This is a genomic window from Paenibacillus sp. FSL K6-4396 (assembly GCF_038002525.1).
Taxonomy (GTDB): Bacteria; Bacillota; Bacilli; order Paenibacillales; family Paenibacillaceae; genus Paenibacillus; species Paenibacillus amylolyticus_B.
The window spans coordinates 4,109,729-4,134,347 of the sequence record NZ_JBBOCR010000001.1; the positions used below are offsets into that span (position 1 = coordinate 4,109,729).

A 24,619-nucleotide genomic window follows, 5' to 3' on the forward strand; every position below is an offset into this window, starting at 1 on the left:
CTCTTTCTATCAGCCGTATTCATTCATCTTAGCACAAATTACCGTTCCACTTATATATCGGTGTGAAACGGTAATCTGGCCAGCATCAACTATATTATTGCTTGTTTTCTTTGTAGGCTTTGTACGTATCATTTGCCAGTTTCAGATAATTAGATAACCCTTGACTATCCAGCTCTTTGGCAAACATATCGAATTCAGACAAGTCCCGCTCACCCAAGATAAATTTAAGTGTATTTTGATCCGAATAATCTTTCAGTGGTGTACTCAGAAGCGTCACCCGTTCACGGTCCTCAGAAGAGTAAGGAATCGGTGGTTCTGCCGGGATCACTTCCTTGGTATCCTTCATGTCTTGTTGGAATTTCAACTCTTCTTCACTAAACATCGATTGCAGCAGATCTGTGGTACCACCATAGGCAAATACTCCACCAGAGAAACCAAAGTCAATACGCAGATCTTTCGTTCCTTTCGGATTCAAGCCATTGTAGTTCACGTCTTCTACCAATTTACGTGTTCCGCCCTCTTTGGTAAATGTTTCGCCTTCAACGCCCCATTTGGCGAACTCTTGACCCTCATCGCTGTAGTATAACCAATCAATAAATTGCATAATAGCTTTGAAGTTTTCGCTTTTTTGAATTTTTCCGGATATCATAACACCGTTTTCAAGTCTGGAGCCAGACATTAATTGCCCTTTTGGTCCACCAGGTACTGTAATCTTTGCAACTGAGTATTTACCTTCTCCCAGCGTTTTGTTCATATCATTTCGGTGCAGCACCACCGTTTGGGAATTACCATTAATCATGAATGATTTGCCGGATACAAATTTCTGTACAGCCTGATCATCATCCTGTGTGAAACTTTCTTTGTCCAGCAATCCTTCGGATACCAACTTGTTAAAGTACGTTAGCATCTCTTTGTATTCTGGTGTTGTAGCCGTGTACACAAATTGATCCTGATCTTCCTTATACGTCAATCCGTTACCAAAACCCCATCCAGCCTTGGTACCAAAGCCGGTAGCTGCAATACCTAATGTGCTATTAAATTTGAAACGGTCCGAGAACGGAACGGAATCCGGGTACAGCTCTTTGAGTTTCTTTGCTGCGTCATACAGTTCATCCCATGTGGTTGGGATAGCAATGTTATTTTCTTCAAAAACATCTGTTCTTACGATTAATGTATAATCTGGCCATACTTCTTCATGCAGACCCGGGAGTACATAATACTTGCCATCTTCCTGTCGAAGTCCTTCGATTTCTTCTTCCAATCCCCATTTTTCCACTTTATCCTTGAAGTTGGGCATCAAATCAATATAATCACTAACGGGCAGAATCGCACCGGAGGATACAAAAGCAGATTCTTCACCAGGATAGGTCTTTGGAATAACCAGCGGTGCATCACCAGAACTGATTAGAAGAGATCTCTTCTGAGAATAGTCACTCATAGGAACAATCGTTGGCTCAAGTGTAACACCAGTCATTTCAGTCAACTTTTTGAAAAGCAACCAGTCTTTTTTGTACGGATAGGTAGGTTGATCACTATACAGTATCGATAGATTAAACGGCTCAGTCGCCTTGAATGTATCCCCTACATTGTACGTCTCCATCGCTGCCTTGGTTTGAACTTCTGTGACGTCACCTCCAGCTCCAGTACCGCTACTACATGCTGCCAGAACAACGGTCATCATTGATGCCAACACCATTTTACCAACAAACTTACGTGGTTTTTGATTCATTTAGGTTATCCCCCTGAATTTGGTTTAGTTTGACCTTACTGCTTAACAGACCCTAACATGATACCGGTTACAAAGTATCTTTGGACAAATGGATAGATGGTGAGTATCGGCAAGATGGTGAGTACCATCGTTACTGACTTAATATTGGCAGCAATCTGTGTCAGGTTATCGGCTGAGGTTGCACCGGCAGTCGCTCCGCTAGTCGCTCCTGCAATCATATTGCGCAAATAAATGGTGACCGGGAACAGTTCTTTTTTGTCCAAATACAGAAAGGCTGGGAACCATGAATTCCAATGACCTACTGCGTAGAACAGCACCATGGTTGCCATAACGGCTTTACTTAGCGGCAATATAATGCGTAGCAAGATCCCGTAGGTGTTCAAACCGTCAATGGAGGCAGCTTCCTCCAATTCTTCAGGCATATTTTCAAAAAATGACTTCATGATCAGCATGTTGTATATGCTAATTGCGCCAGGAACAACAAGTGCCCACATGGTGTTGTTGAACCCAAGGGAATTAATCAACACATAGTTTGGAATCAATCCACCACTGAAGAACATCGTGAACACGGCGAACATCGTCAAAAACTTGCGACCCATCAACCTCTTTTTGGACAGGGCATAGGCGAAAATAGTCGTCATGAACATGGAGATTAACGTACCTACTACAGTGTAAATAATTGTATTTTTATAATTAGTCCAGAACATGCTGTCACGCGAGATGGTCTTATACGTCTCCACATTGAATCCTCTTGGGAACAAACTAACCTTACCCGAATTAATATAGGACTCACTACTGAAGGATTGTGCCACGACATTTAAGAATGGATAGAGCGTTATAAATACCACGAACAGCAGAAAGATGACATTGAATACTTTAAATACCTTATAAGATCTGGATTCCTGCATGATGCTCCTCCTTTACCATAAGCTTCTTTGTGTCAGTCTGCGTGAGATGGCATTTACGGAGAACACCAGAATCAGACCGATCAGCGATTCGAACAAGCCAATTGCGGTAGCATAACTGAAGTTACTGGATTCCAGTCCGACCCGATACAGGTAAGTGGAGATCACATCAGATGTCTCGTAGATCAGTGGGTTGTACAAGAGCAAGATTTTTTCAAATCCAACAGCCAGGAAATTACCCATGTTCAAAATCAATAACGTCACAATCGTTGGCAAGATCCCTGGTAACGTTACATGAATCGTCTGCTTCCACCGGTTGGCACCATCGATACGTGCAGCTTCATACAAAGAATCATCAATGGTTGTCAGTGCAGCCAGATACAAAATCGCTCCCCAACCCATACCCTGCCATACCTCAGAAGTGATATAGATTGTTCTGAACCACTCAGCCCGCTGCATAAAAGGAATATTGTCTCCGGTGAAGAAAGCCACCAGTCCATTAATGGAACCATTCACTGCTGTCAGCTGCAGGATCATACCTGCAACGATAACGATAGACAGAAAATGAGGCAGATAAGACGCGGTCTGTACAAACTTCTTGAATCGTTTACTTTTCACTTCGTTAAGCATCAAGGCAAAAATGATTGGAACCGGGAATGTAAAGAGTAACGCAAGTCCGCCTAACATCAGCGTATTACCGAATACTCTCCAGAAGGTAGGGTCCTCAATGAACATTCTGAAGTACCTTAATCCAACCCACTTTTCTCCAAATATACTTCCCCCGGGAACAAAACGTCTGAACGCAATCACATTACCAATCATCGGTCCATATTTGAAAATAAGGAGATAAATGATGGGAAGGATTAATAGTGAATACAGCTGCCAGTCTTTGCGGAACAAAGTTGCTGCCGTTCGTAATCTGCTCTCTTTACGTAAAGATGTCATGGTTAACGTTGTTTTAGCGGTTTCCGACTCCATGTGTTTTCACTCCGATCCAGGACTTGATAAGTAAGAGTAATTCATGTACATTTCCCATCGTTTCTCCTCTTGTAGAAGACAACAGCTCCTTTAACTTCACCCCCACTACGAAATAGATGTTTGCCAAATGTAAGCGATATCAATTTGATGTATTATGTAGAATCACACAATCCAAGGTGCTTCACATCATTCATTAGCACTTAATAAGTGGTGTGATCTCCAAATCGAAAGAAGCTATTCTAAAATATTAAGCGCTTACAATTAATCGAAAATAATAAGCAATAACTCCCTGCTTCCCTTTAATGAAGTAAGTCAAAAAGAAATTGCTTAGGACAATCTAAATACTAGTCATACTAGTATGTTAGTTATATTTTAATCCAGCTCCCCCCTAATTTCAATAACTTTTAGCAAAATAAATGAAAATCTCATTTAACAAGGTAACTTAGTCGATAAAATCAAATAAAAAAACATTGGTAACTTCAAGAACGATATCATCGTTCATTGAAGCTTCCAATGTTTCAGGGTGCTGAGGTAAGATGTTATAGCTGATCTGCTCAGAACTTAGCAATAAGTTGATTTAATTCGGATAAATGCGTGATTTCATGGTCGGGCGCATACGTTTCATTGTTGGTCTTATGCTCACGGTTAATCCATACGGCTTGGATGCCTGCTGATAGAGCACCACGAATATCCGTCGTCAACTTGTCCCCAACCATCATGCTCTCTTCGGGTTTAACACCCAGTTTACTCAAAGCATGCTCAAATATGGACGGATCTGGTTTTCCTTTTCCAAAGTTACCCGAGATAATAATCTCATCAAAGAAAGGAGTCAATTCAGGTACACCATCCAACTTCTCTTGTTGCAAAGCAGGACAACCGTTCGTTAACAGCAACAGTTTGTATTTCCCTTGTAATTGACGCAAAGTATCCATCGTTTCTTCGTACACATGAGGTCTGGATCTACGTTCTACTCCAAACTGTGCGGCCAGTTGTTCAGCAAGATCTTCCCGATCTATACCCAACTTCAACAAGCCACGACGCCAGGATTCTTTACGGTAAACTGGAGCAAGTTGTTCCAACTGACGGAACTCAGCTTGATCCCCACCTGTAAAGTTGGCCCAAAGGCCTTCAAACGGATTGATTCCAATCATTTTGGTAAAAGGAAAGGTCTCATAAGATTCATACAGTGCACGTGCCTCGTTACGAACAGCTTCTTCAAGTTCTTCTGGTTTGACCCCAGTCTCTTGCGCTGCGATTAGACAAGTCTCATGAAAAGCTTCTCGAACACTACGCTCATCCCATAATAAAGTATCATCCAGGTCGAACAAAATCGCTTTTAACGCCATTCCGATCATCTACCCCTTTATGCAATAATTACTTTTCGACGGTTTCCACGGTGATCTGGTGTGCTTTCGCAAATTTCAGCAAACGTTCTGCAATCGCATCTGTATCGTAACGGTTCAATAACTTGGTGAACACCCATCTTTTCCCGCGACTGTTATGTTCGATAACAACTGTACCCGGTTCAATTCTGAATTTGACGATATCTTCAACCCCGATTGAACGTTCACGATTACCCTTCGTCGTTATAATCCGATTACTGCTAATCTTGATGTATGGACGGCGAAGCATGAAGATGACTGCCAAAAATACATAAAGCAGCATGGTCACCCAGTCCCAAGTTGTCATTGGAGCTTGCACAAGGAATGTGCTCATAAACAGATACAAAAAGGCGAGACCGATCAAAAATATTGGGAACAACAAGCTGCGTCCCTTAAAGACTTCTTCACCTGGTGTACCAGTGATTGGTTGACCACTTTTTTTGCGTTGCTGATTTAACTGCTTGGAATTTTTCTTAACCGTTCTCTCGAACGAACGCGACATGTGAATCCCCCTTATGTGTCTTTGTATCGGCTTACATAATTGCAAACCAACATTTCCCCCTATAAATTGCACACTCAAAATAACAGGAAGAAACCTAAATATCATAATGATATCATTAGGTTTCGTTAGTGTTTGAGTTTGCCTTGGTGGCCTTTGTCATTCTCATCATCAACAATCTCAATGGTATCCAGTTGTTGTCTGAAATTGCTGCGAATATTGCTCAAATAAATCTCTCTTAGCTCGGCACGTTCAGCAAGTTCTTCCTCTGACAATCCAGTGGACTTTTGCTTACGAGCCAATTCGTTAATGCGTGCTACCAGACTATCTATATCCAAGCTTGTCCCCTCCAAAAATACAAAGTCATATTAACTTTGCCATTATAAAGGCTGCTTGTCAAGCTGACACGCGCTAACACTCATTGACGTGCATTTTATTCTGCAAATTGCGGTAGAGCTAGTACTTGACCCACTTGGATGGAAGTCGTATGAAGTTGATTCACTTTCTTAATTGCTTCTATATAAATACGTGTATCCATATTCGTCGGTTTATGTTCCAAAGAAATACTCCATAAGGTTTCCCCTTGTGAAACGGCAATCTTCCCTCCAGGCAGAACATCATTCTCATTGCCAGCAAATACAGTTAAAACGGTGCTGCATCCAATAAATATAATCATAGAGGTAATGGCTACCTTTAACATCCATGAAGAAATCTTGAAACGCGCTAAAACCTTCTTGTAGTTCCCTATGTTAGACTTCACCAGTTCCGAATTCATTGGTTCATAAATGCTTTGATAAGTAGAATATCTCATTAAATACCCGCCTCCAAACGTTTGTTCCTATCTGTTGAAATCAATATAACACGAACACTTGTTTTGTTCAATAGATTTTCAGAACAATTGTTCGCTTCTTTTTTAGAAGGAGAAATTTCTTATTTCACTTCCTTTTGCAAAGCATTTGCAGTATTATGCTCTGACTTTTGGACAATTACTGTTCTATAAGTTAAAAAACACTGATTTAATGCTATTTTATTTAGAACTTATGTTTGTACGAACGGAGGTTCTATGTTATAATTTTCCCAAACGTTACTAAAATGGGGTTGATACGGTATGTCGAAGATATCCAGCAGGCAGCAGGCTATTCTGGAGTTTATACGAAATGAAGTCCGGTTGAAGGGGTATCCTCCTTCCGTACGGGAAATTGGTGAAGCGGTTGGACTGGCTTCCAGCTCAACAGTACATGGACATTTGGATCGTTTGGAGAAAAAAGGTTTGATCCGACGCGACCCTACCAAGCCAAGAGCCATTGAGCTTCTGAGCCAGGAAGAGTCTGAGCATTCTCATCAATTTGCTCATAGCGTTGCACGTATTCCTGTTGTTGGTAAGGTTACAGCCGGGGTTCCAATCACTGCAACCGAGAACATTGAAGACTACTTCCCTCTCCCTACACATTATGTAGGCGAACAGAAAGTGTTTATGCTTTCGGTAGTCGGAGATAGTATGGTGGAAGCTGGAATCGTTAACGGAGATTACGTTATTGTCCGTCAACAGCAAACTGCTGATAACGGTGATATCGTCGTTGCAATGACTGAAGACGATGAAGCTACAGTGAAAACGTTCTATAAAGAGAAAGATCATATTCGCCTTCAACCGGAGAATGCGACCTTCGAACCTTTACGTTTGAAACATGTTAGTATTCTGGGTAAAGTCATTGGCCTTTTCCGAGATATTCATTAATATTTAACTTGAGTAACAAAACTAGATGTAATGAAATACGAAAGAGGTTGCCCTGATGAACAGGGCAACCTCTTTTTTTCATGTTTATGTTATTTATGCGGCTAATTATTCACTGCGTTTCAGAACACTCTTGTGATGCGAGAACACATCAAAGCTCTGTTGTCCGTGATATGAGCCCATACCACTCTCTCCGACACCACCAAACGGGAGATAGTGTGAAGTCATATGAGAAAGTGTGTCATTAATACATCCCCCACCGAAGGATACTTGATTCAGAACCTGATCCTGCAGTTGCTCATCCTGTGTGAAGAGATATAGCGCCAATGGTTTTGGCCGGCGAACAATCTCATCCAGCATAGGATTCAGGTCACTGTACGTAAACACAGGAAGAATCGGACCGAAGATCTCTTCTTGCATCACAGCTGATTCCCATTTCACATCTCCAAGTACAGTCGGCTCAATGAGCAACTGCTCACGTACAGAACGCCCACCAATTAGCGTTTTGCCATCTGTGAGGAATTTCGACAACCGATTAAAGTTACGTTCGTTGACAATATGCGGGAAATCAGCGTTTTGTAACACATCATCCCCAAATTTATCTTTGATCTCTGCGCCAATCAGATTGATCAATTCGTCATGAACTTGTTCATGTACAAGCAAATAATCCGGAGCAACGCAAGTTTGGCCTGCATTCAGGAACTTACCACGAACAATACGCTGAGCTACCAGCTTCAGATCTGCGTCACTATGGACAATAGCAGGACTCTTACCACCTAATTCAAGAGTTACAGGAGTCAGGTGCTCTGCAGCTGCCTTCATCACAATGCGACCAACACCCGTGCTGCCTGTGAAGAAAATATAATCAAACTTCTCTTTCAACAATGCTGTGCTGGCTTCGACTTCCCCTTCCATAACGGCTATATACTCCTGAGGGAAGATCTCATGAATCAGATCATACGTCAAACGAGATACGGCTGGTGTTAATTCAGAAGGCTTGATAACTGCACAGTTACCGGCTGCAATTGCTCCAATCAGTGGACCAAACGCCAGTTGGAAAGGATAGTTCCAAGGTGCAATAATAAGCGCCACTCCGTATGGTTCAGGGTAAATGGTGCTCACCCCATCCGGCATAGCCGCATTGGTTGGGACTTGTTTGGGTGCAGCCCATTCCTGCAGATGTTCTAATGCAAAATCCAGTTCACCCAGAACTATTCGAATCTCGGAACTGTAAGCTTCCGCCTCAGATTTGTTCAGATCAGCCCGAAGTGCATCTTGAATCCGTTGCTGATACTTTTCAATTCCTTTTCTAAGCTGTTGAAGTGCATTAATCCGATACTCGATATTTTTAGTTTGTCCTGTATAAAAAAATGTACGTTGTTCTGTCACTAGTTGTTTTGCCTGATCCATAATAACATCTCCAATTAATTATTTAAAATTAAATTGTTCAAAATTTAATTAAAGTATACCTCTTCTATATGAAACTTTCAACATACAAATGAAACATCCATGCTCCGCCTGATAGGATCCAAATGAAGCTGCACGCTCTAATTCACGGCAAATGGTCGAAGGATGTCTGCCCAGTTCCTTTGCGATTGCTCGTCAGCTTTTGCCTTGCTGGTGTAGGATTTCTAGCTTGCTCCGTTCAATTATGCTAAAATGTCTGTAGCTCATGGCTGGATTCTCCTTGTGTGAATGTGGTGTAGGAACCTTCATTCTACATGAATCCAGCCATGGGCCTTTTTTATTTATTTCCAGTAACTGTAACCTCCCCGTTTCCATATTTTCATGGACGCTCTCCTCATTTCATTTAGTGTATCTGAGGTGGCTTCGAGTGACCAATTGGATTAGGAGGCTTTAAAGATATAAAAGGGGTTCTTAATAATTACATTAAGCTAATTCTGCAGAATATGAAGTTTAAAGCTTCACATAATCAATGGTTTGATGCATCTCTGCCTTCTCCATCTTCCAAAAACATTAAAATCTCTAAGGAACTCATCGAACTTATCCCTCAAATCGATGACCAAGGAACACTTCGAAGCTCCCCCTCCAGCTTCGTTGTTAACTTTACCGCATACTACTCTCCGTATAGGACGGATGCTTTCCATATAAAAGCTCGATCTTCCATAATGCCTCAACCGTATTTGGCATCTCGCTGTCCTGAACATCCGGCGCAAACCATCAAGCCCCTAGAAAAGAAAAAAGACGACCCACCAAGTCGAGTCGCCTTCATTCCAATTCAATGCCAGTTTAAAAAATCACGAAACGACCCAAACAGCTCTGTCAAAATATACCCCAAAATGAAGGGGAACTAGAGAAGCTGAAGAACAACTGGATCGGACAAACTTCATGAATAAGCAGAAATCTTCATAATAAACAGAAAAGTTTCAGCGCTAAGTACACAAGTAGATCTTATATAAACTCGAAGTCATAGCTCACGTTTTTAAAACTCGATGATATGAACAAACACTCTAAACAGCGACTTATTGTAAATCATCACCATAAGATATCATTATTTTAGCCCGGTATCGGTTAGTATTAATCCAAATTTACAGGCTCGACCACTTCGAATAAAAATGGATTACCATTTAAATATTCTCTTATGTATGCTTGGGCATACTTTTGTTCTTCGATTAAACTGGTTGTTTCTCTTGGATCAGAGGCGTGATGACAGTAGTTCTCGATCATGAACATGACAAAAAAACATTCCAGATCCCGAATATAGTCCGTTTCCAACTTCCTAATACTCTCATAACCTTGGATAAGCATCCATCGATGCTTTGGCCAAAGCTCCAATATGGTGCCTGCCATATCGTAGAGATAATATCCGTACCCACATCTTCCAAAATCAATCGGATAGGGTTGATTATCCTCAAAAACCATATTACCGGTATGTAAATCAGCATGAATGAGCCCATAATTATGTTCACTTGGATGCATCGTGGTAAGTTGGGATACAACCTTCTCAGCTGCATCTTGATACAGCTTCCATCCCTCTTCGGATAAAAAACGCTCATAGTAACGTTCCAACTTATCCATTTCACGTTTAAAACTTTCTACTCCCCAAGTAGGTCTTACAAAATCAGAAGGTGGATTGAAATCCTTTGCTGCTGCATGGAGCCTGCTCATCAATACACCCATATTATATGCTTGACTATCTGTAAATTCACCTACTGCTTTTTCACCCTCTATCCATCGCATCATCGTTATATAAGGGCGCCTATATCCTGTCTCTGTTTCGATGTCCAATACATAAATACCATCACAATTTGCCATCCCTTCTGGTACATTTAGATCTTTCGATTTGTTCAGTGCTTGTAACAGTAGGAGTTCCGAACGAATTTCCTCTCTGCTTAATCGGTCCGAATGAATGCGAAGTAAATAATTGTTATCTGTACTGGTTTCAATTTTATACGTGATCGTATCGGATAGTTGAATAAACTGGATGTTATCCCATTCTAAATCATACTTTTGAATAGCAGATAGAGCGACTTTCCTTGCTCTGATTAATAACGCCCGCCGTTCTTCATCAGTATCAAATCTTAAAAAATCATTCATTTGTTATCCCCCTACAGTTTTTATGAAGTACGTAACTACTTCTCTTGTATGTTATTATAACGATAGTAAAAGCTTGAAAATATGTAGTAAACAATTTAAACTATACTATACACAAAAAAGTCACATTAGAATTTCTTCCAATGCGACTTTTGTTAAACTATTATTTTATATAAACGATCTCTTTAATAGTATCGTTTGATAAGGCAAAATCGATCTGAAAGTTTCTCGATAGTGTCACCATCGAGAAACGTAAACCAATCCAACGTTCATATACTTTTGTATTTCATTTAGAAATTCTTCTGGAAAGATGATGTTGACATTTACATATCTCATGATAGCCGCTCCTTAAAATAGTTGAATTTTAAGGTAGCAAAGTCTACACTATAACAATTATCACTATCCGGATTTAAGCGGTTACTTATAATATTAGCTCTATACAAACAGCCGCCGTTGTTCATAAAATAGACTTTGCATAGAACATATCTCGAACCTTTTCATAGTGTCTCTCCTTCCTAAATAACATTCAAACTAAGATATGTCTTCATCGGAAATAGAATGATATCTCAATAGTTACATATTACTCCAAGTGGGCGAAGTGTCAACACTATACAATTAAGTCGTTTGAGCGAAACTGTCACATCTCATCTATTCCTTACGGACTATCAATATAAGACACTCCACATGTATCGATTACGTGAATACTTTAAGCTCCTTCCTGCAAACTCAGCGTTGCCGATGCAATATCCAGTTCAATTCTCTGCTTTATCACTAGCGATGATATGGTTCACCGCAGTTAATCTTAAACTAAACTGCCCACCAGCTTAATGAATTAGAGCAGTGACAAGTAGTTAAATACTTATCTAATCGGTAATCAGATCATTTCCTTGTCCTTTTCGGCAATCGGTACAAGTTCTGGTCTCGAACTTTTCCGCAAGAAACCTCTGCACTAATCCAAAAATAGTTATTGGAGCCAAATATGACTCCTGCACAAACGAGCCTTAGTTACCGAAGGCTCGTTTTTTGATGATTTATTTAAAATATCTTTTCCGACTCTAATTCCAAGCTCTTTCTCCTATTTCATCTTTAACCCAGAACATTTCACTACTCTGCTCAAAATTGATTAATTACGCTTACACCGCTGTGAGGCGGTTTTACATACAAAAAAACTAACGCCCTAGTAGGAGGAATGAAATTGGCAAGTTTCAAGGAATTGAAAAGTGGCTGGAGGTATCGGTTAAAGTACACCGATCCGTTCACTCAACAACAAAAAGAGAAATCCAAGGCTGGTTTTCGAACTAAACCAGAGGCTGAACTAGCTGCTGCTGAATTTTTAAGGCAGCTAAAGCAAGGGTTTGAACAGACAGACATTCCTTTGGTAGATTACATTCGTAATTGGATTGATAATTACAAAAAAGATGTTGTAAGAAAGAACACCATCAAACAACATGAAAATAACTTGAACACCCATATCAAACCCTATTTTAACCGTCTGATGCTCCAAAATTTAAAACCAGATATGTATCAAGTCTTTTTGGACTCTCTATTTAAAAAGGGACTCAGTAAACGAACGGTCGAGATCATTAACTCAACAGTATACTCAGCCATAGAGCATGCATTGGCAGAAATGATGGTAGTCCGATGCCAAAATCTTGTCTCTTTAATGCTTCAAAGAGAATTTTGAGAAAGGCTGATTTGAGTGAGGATTTAACGATCTATTCCTTGAGACATACCTATGCCGTGATCATGCTTGAAGCTGGGGCTGACATCAAATTTGTACAAGAGCAGCTTGGGCATGGCAGTGTGCAAATTACATCCGATGTATATGCTCATATTTCTAAAAAGCTAGAAAAGCGGAACATGGATAAGTATGAAGAGTACACTTCCCTTATTTTTGGATCAGAAAATCAAAAAACCGGGGGACGTTTGGGGGACGCAACCTCAATAGAAGTGCAATTCCCTCAAAACGTCCCCCGGTTCATCTCTTCAAAACCCCGTAGTTACAAGGCTTTTTCGATTAGTACAAAGTAATATATTGATCGCGTTCCCATTGGTGGACTTGTGTTCTATACATATCCCACTCAATTTCTTTCAGCTCATAGAAGTGAGCCAAGGCGTGGTCGCCGAGAGCATCACAGATTACTTCGCTGCGGATCAATTCATTCAATGCTTCTTTCAGGTCAGCTGGCAAGCTTGGAATGCCTTCTTCCACACGCTCTTCTTCTGACATGATGTAGATGTTACGGTCAATCGGAGTTGGTAAGGAAAGCTCACGTTTGATTCCGTCCAGACCTGCTTTCAACAGAACAGACAAAGCCAGGTAAGGGTTAGCAGCCGGATCCGGGTTACGAACCTCAACACGTGTGCTCAGACCACGGGAAGCTGGAATACGAATCATTGGGCTACGGTTACTAGCAGACCATGCTACATAACAAGGTGCTTCATAACCTGGTACAAGACGTTTGTATGAGTTCACAGTTGGGTTAGTAATTGCTGCAAACGCACGTGCGTGCTTCAGAGTTCCAGCCATGAAGTGACGAGCAGTTTTGCTCAGACCCAACTCGTCCGACTCATCAACGAATGCGTTCTCATTGCCTTTGAACAAGGATTGGTTACAGTGCATACCGGATCCGTTCATACCAAACAGTGGTTTCGGCATGAATGTAGCATGTAAACCATGCTGACGTGCAATCGTTTTAACAACGAGTTTGAACGTTTGGATCTGGTCAGCTGCTTTCAGAGCATCAGCATATTTGAAGTCGATCTCATGCTGACCTGGAGCTACCTCATGGTGGGAAGCTTCGATCTCAAAGCCCATTTCTTCAAGTGTGATAACGATGTCACGACGACAGTTTTCACCAAGATCCGTAGGCGCAAGGTCGAAATAACCACCTTGGTCATTCAGTTCGTTAGTTGGATTTCCTTTTTCGTCTGTTTTGAACAAGAAGAACTCGGGTTCAGGACCAACGTTAAAGGAAGTGAATCCCATATCTTGGGCTTCCTTCAGGTTTCGTTTCAAGATGCCACGTGGATCTCCTGGGAACGGATTACCATCCGGAAGATATACGTCGCAAATCAGACGTGCAACACGGTTCTCTGCAACCCATGGGAAAATAAGCCAAGAATCTAGATCTGGATAGAGGTACATGTCGGACTCTTCAATACGTACATAACCTTCAATGGAAGATCCATCGAACATCATTTTGTTATCCAGAGCCTTAGTCAACTGACTCACAGGAATCTCAACGTTTTTGATAGCTCCAAGCAAATCAGTAAATTGCAATCGAATGAATCGTACGTTTTCTTCTTTCGAAATGCGGAGAATGTCTTCTTTTGTATAACTCACTATAACCTCTCCCTTTCTTATCTGCGTATTTGGCTTGCCTGTTATATTTGTACATTAGAAAGTTCCACGGGTCAAGGAGTCTCACACCAAAAGTGCATGTTTTCCCCTCACTCGCCAAGTTATGCGAATTTAGTTTTTATTAAAGAATCGGGAAAGCTCTCCCTGAATGAGAGATACTTGTCCTGGTCTCTTACCTGATACAAGCTGCTGCTTCAGCAAGCGGTGCAACTGCGTATCGGACAGCTCTCTGCGTTTAACTTCAGTATCTGGCGTGATAACTGTAGCTTCCTCGGATTCTTTCGAAACAGGATTCATCACTTGTTTGATGCCCGCGATGTTAACTCCTTTTTCAATCAAAGCCTTAATCTCTAGCAATCTCTCTACGTCATTAAAAGAGAATAACCGTTGATTACCTGACGTTCTCGCAGGAACGATCAAGCTGTGCTGCTCATAGTAACGAATCTGACGTGCAGACAGATCCGTAAGTTTCATTACAATACCAATTGGGAATAAGGCCATATTTCTGCGGATTTCATCACCCATGTTCATCAACCTTCCAGTCATCTATTCTTCACCCTATTGTACATTTAGTTATTACCAAGTGTCAATGACGTGTTAGATAAACTCACAATAATTTACGATCTTTCATCGTCTGTAACGCCATTAAAACGCCATATTTGACATGAGAGTACGTTAATCCGCCTTGCATATACCCGATATACGGCTCCCGAATAGGCGCATCGGCTGATAATTCCAGACTTCCACCCTGAATGAACGTACCTGCCGCCATAATGACAGGGTGCTCATAACCCGGCATATCCCACGGTTCAGGAACCACATGACTATCCACAGCTGCTGCACGCTGAATCCCCTGCACGAAGGCGATCAGATGCTCAGCAGAACTAAACTTAACAGCCTGGATCAGATCTGTGCGAGCTTCATTCCAGGCGGGTTTGGTTACAAATCCGGATTCAGCAAACATCGCAGCAGCAAACGTACTTCCTTTGATAGCTTGTCCTACAATTGTCGGTGCCATGTAAAGTCCTTGGTAGATGCCACGTGTTGTCCCCAGCATTGCTCCCACTTCTCCCCCAATTCCAGGGGCTGTCAGACGATAAGCTGCCAACTGTACGTATTGTTCCTTCCCACATATGTATCCACCAGTTTCCGCAATGCCTCCACCAGGGTTCTTAATCAGTGACCCGGCCATCAGATCAACTCCGACTTCTGTCGGTTCACGTTCCTCCGTGAATTCACCGTAACAATTATCTACGAATACGATAACATCTTCCTTCATCGCTTTAACACGCGTAACCATCTCAGCGATCTCAGCAACGCAGAAAGAGGAGCGCCAGTCATAACCCCGTGAACGTTGAATCCCAATGACTTTTGTAGCTGGTGTAATGCTTTTTTCAACTGCTGCCCAGTCCACTCCACCTTCATCAGTTAAGGCCGTCTCATGGTAACCGATGCCAAAATCGCGTAATGAACCTGTGCCATCACCGGGTTTGCCAATAACTTTATGCAATGTGTCATAAGGCTTACCCGTGATGTACAATAATTCGTCACCTGGACGCAAAACGCCAAAGAGAGCTGTACTAATCGTATGAGTACCTGAAGCAAAATGAGGACGCACCAACGCGGCCTCCGCGCCAAAAACATCAGCATATACTTCATCAAGCACTTCACGCCCACGATCGTTATAGGCATAACCTGTTGAACCTGCAAAGTGAAAATCACTTACTTTTCGCTGTTGAAAAGCATTAATCACCTTCCATTGATTGTGATCTGTGATCCGATCAATCTGTTGCAGTTGTCCTTCAATCTGACGCTCCACTTGACGTTGAAGTTCAGATATTTCTGAATCAAAGCTTACCATCTTACTTCATTCCCCTTCATAGCACGAATCTGACGTTGAATTATCTATTATCGTGTCAACTTATCACACCAATATGTCATGAATATTACAATTCAATGAATTCTTCAAGCATATAACCAAATTTCTCATATTCACCTTTTTGCAATTCAACTTCATAAATGACATCATTCTCTTCAAAGCTGGTATCCACCACATCACCAATTTTGTAGAGTATGGACGTTAGATCACCACGTTCTGCTGGAATACGGAAGCGTTTCGTATCACCTGTCAGCTCTGTCTGAATTAATTCACGGATTTTAAGCAGATCCTCAGAGTCTAATGCGCTTACTTTAATATGGCCTTTATCCAATGGAAGCATCTCAAGCTGCTCTGGTGTACATGCATCTTTTTTGTTATACAGTACTAACTGCGGCTTGTCCCCTGAACCAAGTTCTTGCAAAATTGTGTTAACCGTCCGCATTTGATCTTCGCGCATAGCTGATGAGGCGTCCACAACATGCAGGATGAGATCTGCTTCATTCACTTCCTCCAGCGTTGCCCGGAAAGCTGCAATCAGATCATGTGGCAGATTTTGAATAAAACCAACCGTATCGGTAAGGACGATTTCTTTACCACTTGGAAGTTCCATGGTACGTGATGTTGGATCTAGAGTAGCGAATAGCTGATCTTGAATATACACATCTGCAGCCGTCAACTGCTTGAGCAAGGTCGATTTGCCAGCATTGGTATAACCAACAAGTGCCACCTGTACAATACCTGTTTTTTTGCGGCGTTCACGATGCAATTTACGATGACGAGTCAATTCTTCCAAATGACGCTTCAGATCATCGATACGACCACGAATGTGACGGCGGTCTGTCTCCAGCTTGCTTTCACCCGGGCCTCTTGTTCCAATTCCGCCCCCGAGTCTGGACAGGTTCTTGCCATGACCAGACAACCGTGGCAGCAAGTAACTATGTTGAGCCAATTCCACTTGAATAATACCTTCTCTAGTGTTGGCCCGTTGTGCAAAGATATCCAAAATCAGTTGGGTACGGTCAATAATTTTGAGATCAAGGGTTTCTTCCAGATTACGAACCTGCGCACCTGACAATTCCTGATCAAAAATAGCCGTAGTTGCTCCGAGTTCCTCCGCGATTGCACGGAGCTCTTCCACCTTACCTTTACCAATGAACCATTTGGTATCACGTTTTTCCCTGTTCTGAGAAAGTACACTTAGCACTTCCACTCCAGCTGTCTCGGCAAGTTTCACCAGTTCCTCTAAAGAGTACTCAGGGTTGATACCTGTACGTTTTACATCATCCGTAACAAGACTCACCAAGACGGCGCGATCTTTTTTGACCATATCAGTATCATGTGTGCCATTTGTCATGTATATGTTCACTCCCTCTAATTACTATTCCGTTGATATTCATTTCCACGAATATGCCATGGCATGCCTTAAGCCGAACCGGTTGGCCCGGCCGGCTGGTGTAAAAACTATATTATCGCTTACTTTCGCTCAAAGTTCAAATCCTCTGTACGGATTGTCATCAGCTCCAGTTTTCCTGGACTGCCTTCCGTGTATTGTTCCAACAAACGAACCGCCTGATGCCTGATCGAACGCTCAATGGCATTACGAACGTATCTGGCGTTACTGAACGCATGCAGCGAATCATTTTTTTCCTGAAGCAAATGTTGCTTTAGCTTGAGTATGGTCTGAGGCATTAGAATATAATCACGCTCTTTGGCCATAATCTCAGAGATTTGAATCAACTGATCAATGCTATAGTCTGGAAACTCCACTTGAATGGGGAAACGGGAAGGTAATCCAGGGTTCGTCTGGAGAAAAAAATCAATTTCTTCCGAATACCCGGCAAGAATCAGTATAAACTGATTTTTGTTATCTTCCATGGACTTTACAAGCGTATCAATAGCTTCCTTGCCAAAATCCTTCTCTCCCCCGCGGGCCAAACTGTAAGCTTCATCAATGAACAATATCCCACCGAGTGCCTTCTTGACCAAATCTCTTGTTTTCTGCGCCGTGTGACCGATATATTCCCCAACCAGATCCGCACGCTCTACTTCAATAAGATGCCCTTTACTCAACACACCCATCTTCTGAAAGAGTTTGGCAACGATCCTCGCCACGGTGGTCTTACCGGTCCCCGGATTGCCTTTGAAGATCATATGATACACGTGCGCACCACTAAGTAAACCTGCTTCAGTACGCATCTGAGCAATCTGTAGAAAAGCATAGATCTCAAATACCAAGTCTTTGATATTTTCAAGTCCAACCAATTGCTCCAATTCACCCTGTATCTCCTGGAAGTGCGCATGTTTGGTTATACTCTTGGCTGCCTGTACTGCCGCTGCTTCATCTTTGACCAACATCTGAGGTTCCTGGTTACGCAACACAATATTAATTTGTCTGGATGGTCTGCCTCCTGGTTGCTCTCCTGCAGCCATGACCCGTCCGTTCATTCGCCATCACCTCTATTTTATCGGGCTGAACTCTCCTGATTATTAATGTATTCTATCAGGTGCTCCAATATTAGAAGGATCATGAAGAATTCTACGGATAAGTAGATGTCTCAAATCTGAATGTTTTTTCGAAACTCTCCGTTCTCAAACAAACTCGGCCTATGCTTCAGTGATAACTGAAAGTATGGGAATACATGTGCATCAATGGCATGCAGCAGTTCCTTAGCCGTCTTGTTCGCCAGGTCATAATCACCCGTAGTAATATGTTTCCGTGACAGTGCATCTTCAAGCTCATCTTCATCCAGCAAAAATACTTCTCCATCTTTCAGTACAACGACATCCAGATACAGGTCATCAAACCAAGGAACGCCCTGATCGGTTATCCCCTGACTACGACATGTATCAATGTACCACTCTACAATCCGTTCCTGATCGTCAAACATCGCCGTAACAACAAAGTGCTCTCCCTTCGGATAGTATTGCAGCCAGGAATAACCTTTATCTGCGATACAGAAGGTACTGCCTCCATAAGTTTTCCACAAAGGTTCTTTTAAATCCTGTATGGTGTACAACGTAATATAACCTGTGAAAATTTTGGATTGAACGAACCGGCATGTGAATTGTCGGTTCGTAATCCGGCGCCAGTTCGCGCGGTCCCCGAATTTCCGTTTCATACGAACCCCTCTTTGCCGACTACAGGTCCGTGACCTGCTCTGATGTTATTGGTGAACAATGTAATAACGTCCGCCTGATGGATTCCAGCGCTCTGGGCCCGCCCTTGCACAACGTATTACTAATAGTTACAGCTTACCATATTTAAGGTTTACACTCAAAATCAAGCTTTGTCCCACCTATTCATCAAATCAGCTTCCATTGAGAGTTGGTTCCGTATAACAAAAAAACTGCTTCACCGGTTTTCCGGGAAGCAGTTTTTTCAATGTAGTTATTTAGTGATTTAATGGCTTAGCCGCCGGTACCAGCTTGAGAATCTACAGGTGCATCTGTTCCTCCAGTATCCCCACTTGTTCCGCTGTCCGGAGTTACAACCTCGCCCGGCGTTGTTACGCCCCCATCATCGGAGCCTTCATCGGTACCGCCTGGCTCTGTTGTGCCCTGACCAGGTGGGGTCGTGTTTCCTCCCCCAGGTTGACCGTTTCCTTGGCCGGGTCCACCGTTATTGCCACCGTTGCCATTGTTTCCGTTATTACCATTACCATTTCCGTTGTTGCCATTTTCATTTCCATTACCGTTATTACCGTTCGAGTTGCCATTATCCGGTGAACCATTGTCCGGATTCTCCGTACCTGGCTGCTCAGGATCTATCTCTGTTCCAGGGTCTATACCAGGATCAGGTTCCTCCGGCGGCATTTCCTGTGCTTCAATCATCAAGGAAATGGTGTTGGAAGGATCCGTCTCAAGTCCTGATGCCAGGTCGTAAGCTGTCACATAGTACTCATAGGTTAGACCAGGCAACGCACTTAAATCTTGTGCATTGGTCGCTCCTATTGCATCAATGAGATGAGTGAACTGGGCTTCCGATGTTTCTTTCCGATAAATCCGATATTGCGTACTCGCGTCACCCGTTCCAGTCCAACTCAGAGAGACGGTTTGTGCATTTGGATCGTATGATCCACTCAGCCCACTAACGGACAGAGCCGGCTTTTCTGGTTCTTCTACTGGCGGAGGTGCCTGCCCTCCAGCTGGTGCTTTGAATTGCTTCACTGGAACGCCTTTTAAAGCATCTCCCATGACTTTGGCAAAGAAAGCTGCCGACAGCTTACTGCTGTTCTTAAGCATATGATTAGCATCCGGATTGTCGTAGCCCATCCAGACTGCGGCAGTCCATTCCGGCGTGTATCCAACAAACCATACATCACGGTTGGCACTGTTGCCAGAGATACCACTTTGAACAGTTCCTGTTTTACCCGCTACCGGACGATCCAGACGTGCAGAACGCCCTGTACCGTCATTAACAACGTTCTGCAGCATCTGTGTAAGCTGATACGCATTTTGCTCACTCATGACACGCGTTGTGTCCGAATTATCGTGTTTGTACGTGGTTTTGCCTGCGCTATCCTTAATTTCCTTAATCGAATAGGCTTGACGGTATTCTCCGAGGTTGGCAAATGCACTATAGGCTTGCGCCATTTCCAGTGTATTTGTACCTTTACTTAGACCACCGAGGGCAATCGCCAAGTTTTTGTCTTCATCTGTCAGCTGTATACCTACACTCTTGGCAAAATTAATGCCTGTGTTAACGCCTATTTTATCAAGCAGCCAAACCGCAGGAATATTTTCCGACTTCGTAATGGCTTCCGTCATACTGATCGTTGAAGAATATCCATGCAAGTTACCAGGACAGTAGTTACCAAAACATTGCTTCGCATTACTCAGCGAGGAGTTGGCACTGTAATTGCCTGATTCAAGCGCCGGTGCATAAGACACAATCGGTTTAAAAGCTGAACCTGGTTGTCTTCGACTCTGCGTTACACGGCTATAACCTTTAGTCTGATAATCCCGTCCACCCAAGAGGGCAACGAGGCTACCATTCTCATGGTTCATGATAACCATGGAGCCTTGGACCTGTTGATCGTCTTTACTTGCCTCGAACAGATTATCATCTGTAAAAGCAGTTTCCATGGCTGTTTGAGCCTGAGCATCCATAGTTGTATAGATTTTGTATCCGCCGATATTCAAATCATCTTCCGTTTTGCCTGTTACACGTTCTGCTTCACGGAGCACATAATCGATAAAGGCTTGATATTTCTGATCTTTTTCTGGTCGCTTGTAGTTATAGTTAATCTCTTTTGCTTCGTCCATCTCCGCCTTGGTAATATAGCCTTGTTCATACATCAGCTGCAATACCACACCACGGCGTGCTTTAGAATCGTTTGGGTTGCTCACCGGATTGTAGGCAGAAGGGCCTTTAGGCATAGCTGCTAAGGTAGCGATTTGCCATAACTTCAACCGACTCAAATCTTTTTGTCCAAAATAAAATTCAGATGCCGCTTTAATCCCGTAACGCTGATGACCGAAGAAAATCCGATTCAGATACATCGTCAGGATTTCGTCTTTTGTGTACTTGCGCTCTAATGCCATGGCAATCGATACTTCCGTTGCTTTACGGAAGAACGTCTTGTCACGGGACAAGAACATGTTCTTGGCAAGCTGTTGGGTTAATGTACTACCACCTTCCACCATGGAACGAGCCATGACGTCCTTAACCGCCGCACGCCCAATGGACCAGATATCCACGCCCTGATGATCGTAGAATCGCTTATCCTCTGTTGCAACAAAGGCTTGCTTCACCAGCTCTGGAATATCATCTTCTTTGACGGGGTCAAGCTTCTGAATGGATAGCTCCCCCATTAATTGGCCATTGCGATCATATACTTTTGAAGTTTCATTAATTGTAGTTTTGTCCTTGTTGGCTTTGAGCAGATTTTCACCACTCACCATAATAAATAAATATCCGCCTAGTGCACAGAATATGGCGATTGCCATTGTGAAAAACAGTGTCCATCCAACGCGTTTACCCGTAATTTTTTTCTTTTTAGAGGTCTTTGGCTTCGCTTTTTTGGGTGACTTGTTATTGTTGTTGCGATTGTTAGACCTCGACAACGGATCGTTTGGCATGTTACCTCCTGACTCCCTTTCGGTTGCATAATTTCTAATCGTCTGTAGGCTCAGGCATATATTAAACATATTTTGCCCGGAATGAAAAGAACAACCCTTTATTCAGGTTGCTCTGTTTCAATACCTATACTTGTAGACGAAATGGTTGGTGAAAAGGTTTCGTAATTTTTTTAAGCTTCGCCACTGTTATCTTGCTGCATCAGCGATACGCTGCGTTGCGGCGTGAACGTGGAGATGGCATGCTTGTAGACCATTTGCTGGCGTCCGTCGCTGTCAATGACGATCGTAAAATTGTCAAATGCCTTGATCGTCCCGCGGATTTGGAAGCCGTTGGTCAGATAGACCGTAGCAGGAATATTTTCTTTCCGCAGTTGGTTCAAGAACGTATCTTGGATGTTGATGGACTTGTTCATTAGCCGTACCCCCATTGGTTCATTTGAATTCGTGTTCAAGTAATATTCAATATCGCTGAGTAGCTTTCGTGCTATTATATCATGAACAGTTTCATATAATCCACAAAAACCCCTTGTCTGCTATTTTACACCCATTCTTGGCGAGGCGAACAAATAGAAGACTTATCCATTATACACCGCTTGCCAGTTTTGCAAAAGAGGGACAAACTCTTCATTTTAAAGCTCATTTATTCATTGTTTAGCGAATCCTTAATCTCACCAACCTATTCTAGTGATAAATAAAAACCTCTATCCTTTTGAAAACCAAAAGGTAGAGGTTTACATATCTTGATCTATTCGATGCCAGTCAGAAGAATACTAATCATCGCTCAAATCAATCAAATTTCCGTGTAATCAATTCACTTATCTGCTTGTATTTTCCTTCAAAATCCTGGGTATCCGTCATGTCCACCCATTCAATATCCTTCATATGGCGGAACCAGGAAAGCTGCCGTTTGGCAAACCGGCGCGTATCCCTCTTCAACCACTCCACCGCAGCTTCCCAACTCACTTCCCCTTGCAGGAACGCTGCAATCTCCTTATATCCCAGTCCTTGCATGGAAATATGACCTCTGGCCACTCCTCGTTCCAACAAGGATTTTACCTCATCTACCAGACCTTGTTCGATCATCAGATCAATCCGTTCTTCTACCCGGGCATACAACTTCTGGCGATCCATTGTCAAACCAACAATAAGAAGGTCATAAGGTGACTCTTTCTTCTGTACTGCCAGCTGATCAGACCACTTCTCGCCTGTGAGGTGATGGATCTCAAGCGCACGTACAATTCGCCTTTGGTCATTCGGATGCAGACGATCTGCACTGACCGGATCAACTTCCCTCAATCGATCATGAAGGGCCTGAGCTCCATTTAGCTCAGCGTAGCTGAATTGTTCCTCCCTGAACGCTTCATCCGAACCACTATCGGAAAATTGGAAGCCGTAACATACCGATTCCACATACAGACCGGTGCCACCTACAATAAAAGGCATTTTACCACGTTCATGGATTTCACTAATTAATCGTGTGCAACTCTCCTGAAACTCGGCTACAGAATACGGGTACTCCGGTTCATGAATATCAATGAGATGATGAGGTACACCCTTCATTTCTTCAGAGGTAATCTTGGCTGTTCCGATATCCATTTCACGATATACCTGCATTGAATCCCCTGAGATAATTTCACAATTGAAAGCTTGGGCAAGCTCGATGCTCATTCTTGTTTTGCCTACTGCTGTTGGTCCAACCAGCACAAGCAGTTTGGGTTTTGGTTTAACTTCCACGTTCAACATTAATCACTCCGTACAGGGTTTTTGCATTTGCCCGATCAAGTATTTCAAATCCGAGCCTGTCAAACTCCGCGCTGCCGCGCTTTTCTTTCATCACTACCCGTTTACGGGCAACCCGTTTCGCTTCCATAATGCTCTGTTCATCCAGCGCGTGAGCATTTGCATAATCTCGCAAGGGCTGTATAGCACTTGAATCCATCATCGGTTCACGGAACATGGGGTCAAAATATACGGTGTCACAGCTTCGATCCGGCATGGACCGGAGTAACTCAAGATGATCCACATGCCGCAGATCTATGCGCCGGAAAGCCTCATCCACCAAGGGCTGATTGCTCTTATAATGAGACATGCCCTCCAGCAACAGGGTATAGAGCGGTTGAGAACTTTCACAGGCGATGACTTGTCCACTCTTCCCAGCAGCAACCGAAAATACCAGCGCATCTGAACCAAGTCCAGCGGTACAATCAACAATCGTGTCCCCTTCAAGTACCGCACCTGCTTCCAGCATGGGATCAGCTTCCCCTCTCAGAACACGTTTAGCGCGAACAAATCCCATACTGGGGTGAAATTCAAGCTCCGTTGCATCTTTGCGAAACAAGCGGGCTCTGCCATTGAGCACGACCAGGATTTCGTTGATACCGTAATGTTCAATCAGTCTGGGTAAAGACGTTCTATTGCGCGGTACGTAGATACCTCCTGTCGTTTCGGCGAGCTTACGTGCACGCTCCACCTGAGAGGCTATCTCCTTGTCACCGGTTGTAATGTACATAATGTC

General features: G+C 42.9%; 22 protein-coding genes and 1 pseudogene. 3 read left to right on the forward strand and 20 right to left on the reverse strand.

Translation table 11 applies throughout. The features are described 5' to 3' along the window. Positions 1-94 precede the first annotated feature (94 nt). The 7 genes from MHB85_RS17780 to MHB85_RS17810 all read right to left on the reverse strand — a co-directional run bounded on the left by MHB85_RS17780 (position 95) and on the right by MHB85_RS17810 (position 6,304). A complete protein-coding gene (locus MHB85_RS17780; RefSeq protein ID WP_091020711.1) occupies positions 95-1,729 on the reverse strand; it encodes an ABC transporter substrate-binding protein in 1,635 nt (544 codons plus the stop codon). 35 nt (positions 1,730-1,764) lie between these two features. Then, positions 1,765-2,637, reverse strand: a complete 873-nt coding sequence (locus MHB85_RS17785) for a carbohydrate ABC transporter permease (RefSeq protein WP_091020710.1) — start codon at positions 2,635-2,637, stop codon at positions 1,765-1,767. 12 nt (positions 2,638-2,649) lie between these two features. Further along, positions 2,650-3,579: an ABC transporter permease gene (locus tag MHB85_RS17790; protein WP_373419911.1), complete on the reverse strand. Its 930-nt coding sequence runs from the start codon at positions 3,577-3,579 to the stop codon at positions 2,650-2,652. A gap of 587 nt (positions 3,580-4,166) precedes the next feature. After that, positions 4,167-4,958, reverse strand: a complete 792-nt coding sequence (locus MHB85_RS17795; RefSeq protein WP_341073338.1) for an HAD family hydrolase — start codon at positions 4,956-4,958, stop codon at positions 4,167-4,169. 28 nt (positions 4,959-4,986) lie between these two features. After that, positions 4,987-5,496: a hypothetical protein gene (locus MHB85_RS17800; RefSeq protein ID WP_091020707.1), complete on the reverse strand. Its 510-nt coding sequence runs from the start codon at positions 5,494-5,496 to the stop codon at positions 4,987-4,989. Positions 5,497-5,621: 125 nt separating this feature from the next. Next, a complete protein-coding gene (locus tag MHB85_RS17805; protein ID WP_017688036.1) occupies positions 5,622-5,831 on the reverse strand; it encodes a DUF896 domain-containing protein in 210 nt (69 codons plus the stop codon). 95 nt (positions 5,832-5,926) lie between these two features. Further along, complete coding sequence (locus MHB85_RS17810; protein WP_076210088.1) at positions 5,927-6,304, reverse strand: LysM peptidoglycan-binding domain-containing protein; 378 nt, start codon at positions 6,302-6,304, stop codon at positions 5,927-5,929. A 297-nt stretch (positions 6,305-6,601) separates the two neighbouring features. Here MHB85_RS17810 and lexA point away from each other — a divergent pair, with 297 nt between their 5' ends. Further along, positions 6,602-7,228: a transcriptional repressor LexA gene (gene lexA, locus MHB85_RS17815; protein ID WP_017688034.1), complete on the forward strand. Its 627-nt coding sequence runs from the start codon at positions 6,602-6,604 to the stop codon at positions 7,226-7,228. A 105-nt stretch (positions 7,229-7,333) separates the two neighbouring features. Here lexA and MHB85_RS17820 read toward each other — a convergent pair whose 3' ends face one another. The 3 genes and pseudogenes from MHB85_RS17820 to MHB85_RS17830 all read right to left on the reverse strand — a co-directional run bounded on the left by MHB85_RS17820 (position 7,334) and on the right by MHB85_RS17830 (position 10,783). After that, on the reverse strand, positions 7,334-8,635 hold the full coding sequence (locus MHB85_RS17820; RefSeq protein ID WP_192131072.1) for an aldehyde dehydrogenase: 1,302 nt from the start codon (positions 8,633-8,635) through the stop codon (positions 7,334-7,336). 102 nt (positions 8,636-8,737) lie between these two features. Next, positions 8,738-8,899: pseudogene (locus MHB85_RS31205) on the reverse strand (helix-turn-helix domain-containing protein); the annotation flags it as partial. 864 nt (positions 8,900-9,763) lie between these two features. After that, positions 9,764-10,783 (reverse strand): phosphotransferase enzyme family protein, encoded by a 1,020-nt coding sequence (locus MHB85_RS17830; protein WP_192131070.1) that lies wholly within the window; start codon positions 10,781-10,783, stop codon positions 9,764-9,766. A 1,192-nt stretch (positions 10,784-11,975) separates the two neighbouring features. On the opposite strand from MHB85_RS17830, the gene MHB85_RS31210 reads away from it, so the two are divergent. Further along, the gene (locus MHB85_RS31210) at positions 11,976-12,464 is read left to right on the forward strand and encodes an Arm DNA-binding domain-containing protein (RefSeq protein ID WP_445739035.1); all 489 of its coding nucleotides are present in this window, start codon (positions 11,976-11,978) and stop codon (positions 12,462-12,464) included. Next, complete coding sequence (locus MHB85_RS31215; RefSeq protein ID WP_445739036.1) at positions 12,422-12,811, forward strand: tyrosine-type recombinase/integrase; 390 nt, start codon at positions 12,422-12,424, stop codon at positions 12,809-12,811. The genes MHB85_RS31210 and MHB85_RS31215 overlap by 43 nt, the downstream gene beginning before the upstream one ends. On the opposite strand, the gene glnA is transcribed toward MHB85_RS31215, so the two are convergent. The 10 genes from glnA to MHB85_RS17885 all read right to left on the reverse strand — a co-directional run bounded on the left by glnA (position 12,798) and on the right by MHB85_RS17885 (position 24,613). Then, a complete protein-coding gene (glnA, locus tag MHB85_RS17840) occupies positions 12,798-14,126 on the reverse strand; it encodes a type I glutamate--ammonia ligase (RefSeq protein ID WP_036613569.1) in 1,329 nt (442 codons plus the stop codon). The two genes, MHB85_RS31215 and glnA, sit on opposite strands and share 14 nt — an antisense overlap. Before the next feature lie 129 nt (positions 14,127-14,255). Beyond that, complete coding sequence (locus MHB85_RS17845) at positions 14,256-14,669, reverse strand: MerR family transcriptional regulator (protein WP_017687924.1); 414 nt, start codon at positions 14,667-14,669, stop codon at positions 14,256-14,258. An 82-nt stretch (positions 14,670-14,751) separates the two neighbouring features. Further along, positions 14,752-16,005: a methionine gamma-lyase family protein gene (locus tag MHB85_RS17850; protein ID WP_341073340.1), complete on the reverse strand. Its 1,254-nt coding sequence runs from the start codon at positions 16,003-16,005 to the stop codon at positions 14,752-14,754. 85 nt (positions 16,006-16,090) lie between these two features. Next, the gene (gene hflX / locus MHB85_RS17855; RefSeq protein WP_091011958.1) at positions 16,091-17,377 is read right to left on the reverse strand and encodes a GTPase HflX; all 1,287 of its coding nucleotides are present in this window, start codon (positions 17,375-17,377) and stop codon (positions 16,091-16,093) included. 119 nt (positions 17,378-17,496) lie between these two features. Then, the gene (locus tag MHB85_RS17860; protein ID WP_091011956.1) at positions 17,497-18,468 is read right to left on the reverse strand and encodes an AAA family ATPase; all 972 of its coding nucleotides are present in this window, start codon (positions 18,466-18,468) and stop codon (positions 17,497-17,499) included. A gap of 110 nt (positions 18,469-18,578) precedes the next feature. Continuing rightward, on the reverse strand, positions 18,579-19,142 hold the full coding sequence (locus tag MHB85_RS17865) for a DUF402 domain-containing protein (protein WP_036672757.1): 564 nt from the start codon (positions 19,140-19,142) through the stop codon (positions 18,579-18,581). 289 nt (positions 19,143-19,431) lie between these two features. Beyond that, entirely contained in the window at positions 19,432-22,104 is a 2,673-nt protein-coding gene (locus tag MHB85_RS17870) for a PBP1A family penicillin-binding protein (RefSeq protein WP_341073341.1), read from the reverse strand. A 170-nt stretch (positions 22,105-22,274) separates the two neighbouring features. Beyond that, the gene (hfq, locus tag MHB85_RS17875) at positions 22,275-22,517 is read right to left on the reverse strand and encodes an RNA chaperone Hfq (RefSeq protein WP_017687918.1); all 243 of its coding nucleotides are present in this window, start codon (positions 22,515-22,517) and stop codon (positions 22,275-22,277) included. A 373-nt stretch (positions 22,518-22,890) separates the two neighbouring features. Continuing rightward, complete coding sequence (miaA, locus tag MHB85_RS17880) at positions 22,891-23,847, reverse strand: tRNA (adenosine(37)-N6)-dimethylallyltransferase MiaA (protein ID WP_341073342.1); 957 nt, start codon at positions 23,845-23,847, stop codon at positions 22,891-22,893. Then, positions 23,828-24,613, reverse strand: a complete 786-nt coding sequence (locus MHB85_RS17885; RefSeq protein ID WP_341073343.1) for a class I SAM-dependent methyltransferase — start codon at positions 24,611-24,613, stop codon at positions 23,828-23,830. Before MHB85_RS17885 ends, miaA begins: the two co-directional genes overlap by 20 nt. Positions 24,614-24,619 lie beyond the last annotated feature (6 nt).

What these genes read in the sequence shown, in the direction of transcription:
- hflX (WP_091011958.1), bottom strand. Translation starts at nt 17,377, where the DNA reads ATGACAAATGGCACACATGATACTGATATGGTCAAAAAAGATCGCGCC.
- MHB85_RS17790 (WP_373419911.1), bottom strand. Translation starts at nt 3,579, where the DNA reads ATGACATCTTTACGTAAAGAGAGCAGATTACGAACGGCAGCAACTTTG.
- MHB85_RS17780 (WP_091020711.1), bottom strand. Translation starts at nt 1,729, where the DNA reads ATGAATCAAAAACCACGTAAGTTTGTTGGTAAAATGGTGTTGGCATCA.
- MHB85_RS17820 (WP_192131072.1), bottom strand. Translation starts at nt 8,635, where the DNA reads ATGGATCAGGCAAAACAACTAGTGACAGAACAACGTACATTTTTTTAT.
- MHB85_RS17865 (WP_036672757.1), bottom strand. Translation starts at nt 19,142, where the DNA reads ATGAAACGGAAATTCGGGGACCGCGCGAACTGGCGCCGGATTACGAAC.
- miaA (WP_341073342.1), bottom strand. Translation starts at nt 23,847, where the DNA reads ATGTTGAACGTGGAAGTTAAACCAAAACCCAAACTGCTTGTGCTGGTT.
- MHB85_RS17810 (WP_076210088.1), bottom strand. Translation starts at nt 6,304, where the DNA reads ATGAGATATTCTACTTATCAAAGCATTTATGAACCAATGAATTCGGAA.
- MHB85_RS17795 (WP_341073338.1), bottom strand. Translation starts at nt 4,958, where the DNA reads ATGGCGTTAAAAGCGATTTTGTTCGACCTGGATGATACTTTATTATGG.
- MHB85_RS17800 (WP_091020707.1), bottom strand. Translation starts at nt 5,496, where the DNA reads ATGTCGCGTTCGTTCGAGAGAACGGTTAAGAAAAATTCCAAGCAGTTA.
- MHB85_RS17785 (WP_091020710.1), bottom strand. Translation starts at nt 2,637, where the DNA reads ATGCAGGAATCCAGATCTTATAAGGTATTTAAAGTATTCAATGTCATC.
- MHB85_RS17845 (WP_017687924.1), bottom strand. Translation starts at nt 14,669, where the DNA reads ATGGGTGATGAAATCCGCAGAAATATGGCCTTATTCCCAATTGGTATT.
- MHB85_RS17830 (WP_192131070.1), bottom strand. Translation starts at nt 10,783, where the DNA reads ATGAATGATTTTTTAAGATTTGATACTGATGAAGAACGGCGGGCGTTA.
- MHB85_RS17870 (WP_341073341.1), bottom strand. Translation starts at nt 22,104, where the DNA reads ATGCCAAACGATCCGTTGTCGAGGTCTAACAATCGCAACAACAATAAC.
- lexA (WP_017688034.1), top strand. Translation starts at nt 6,602, where the DNA reads ATGTCGAAGATATCCAGCAGGCAGCAGGCTATTCTGGAGTTTATACGA.
- MHB85_RS17885 (WP_341073343.1), bottom strand. Translation starts at nt 24,613, where the DNA reads ATGTACATTACAACCGGTGACAAGGAGATAGCCTCTCAGGTGGAGCGT.
- MHB85_RS17860 (WP_091011956.1), bottom strand. Translation starts at nt 18,468, where the DNA reads ATGAACGGACGGGTCATGGCTGCAGGAGAGCAACCAGGAGGCAGACCA.
- MHB85_RS17850 (WP_341073340.1), bottom strand. Translation starts at nt 16,005, where the DNA reads ATGGTAAGCTTTGATTCAGAAATATCTGAACTTCAACGTCAAGTGGAG.
- MHB85_RS31215 (WP_445739036.1), top strand. Translation starts at nt 12,422, where the DNA reads ATGCCAAAATCTTGTCTCTTTAATGCTTCAAAGAGAATTTTGAGAAAG.
- hfq (WP_017687918.1), bottom strand. Translation starts at nt 22,517, where the DNA reads ATGAACAAGTCCATCAACATCCAAGATACGTTCTTGAACCAACTGCGG.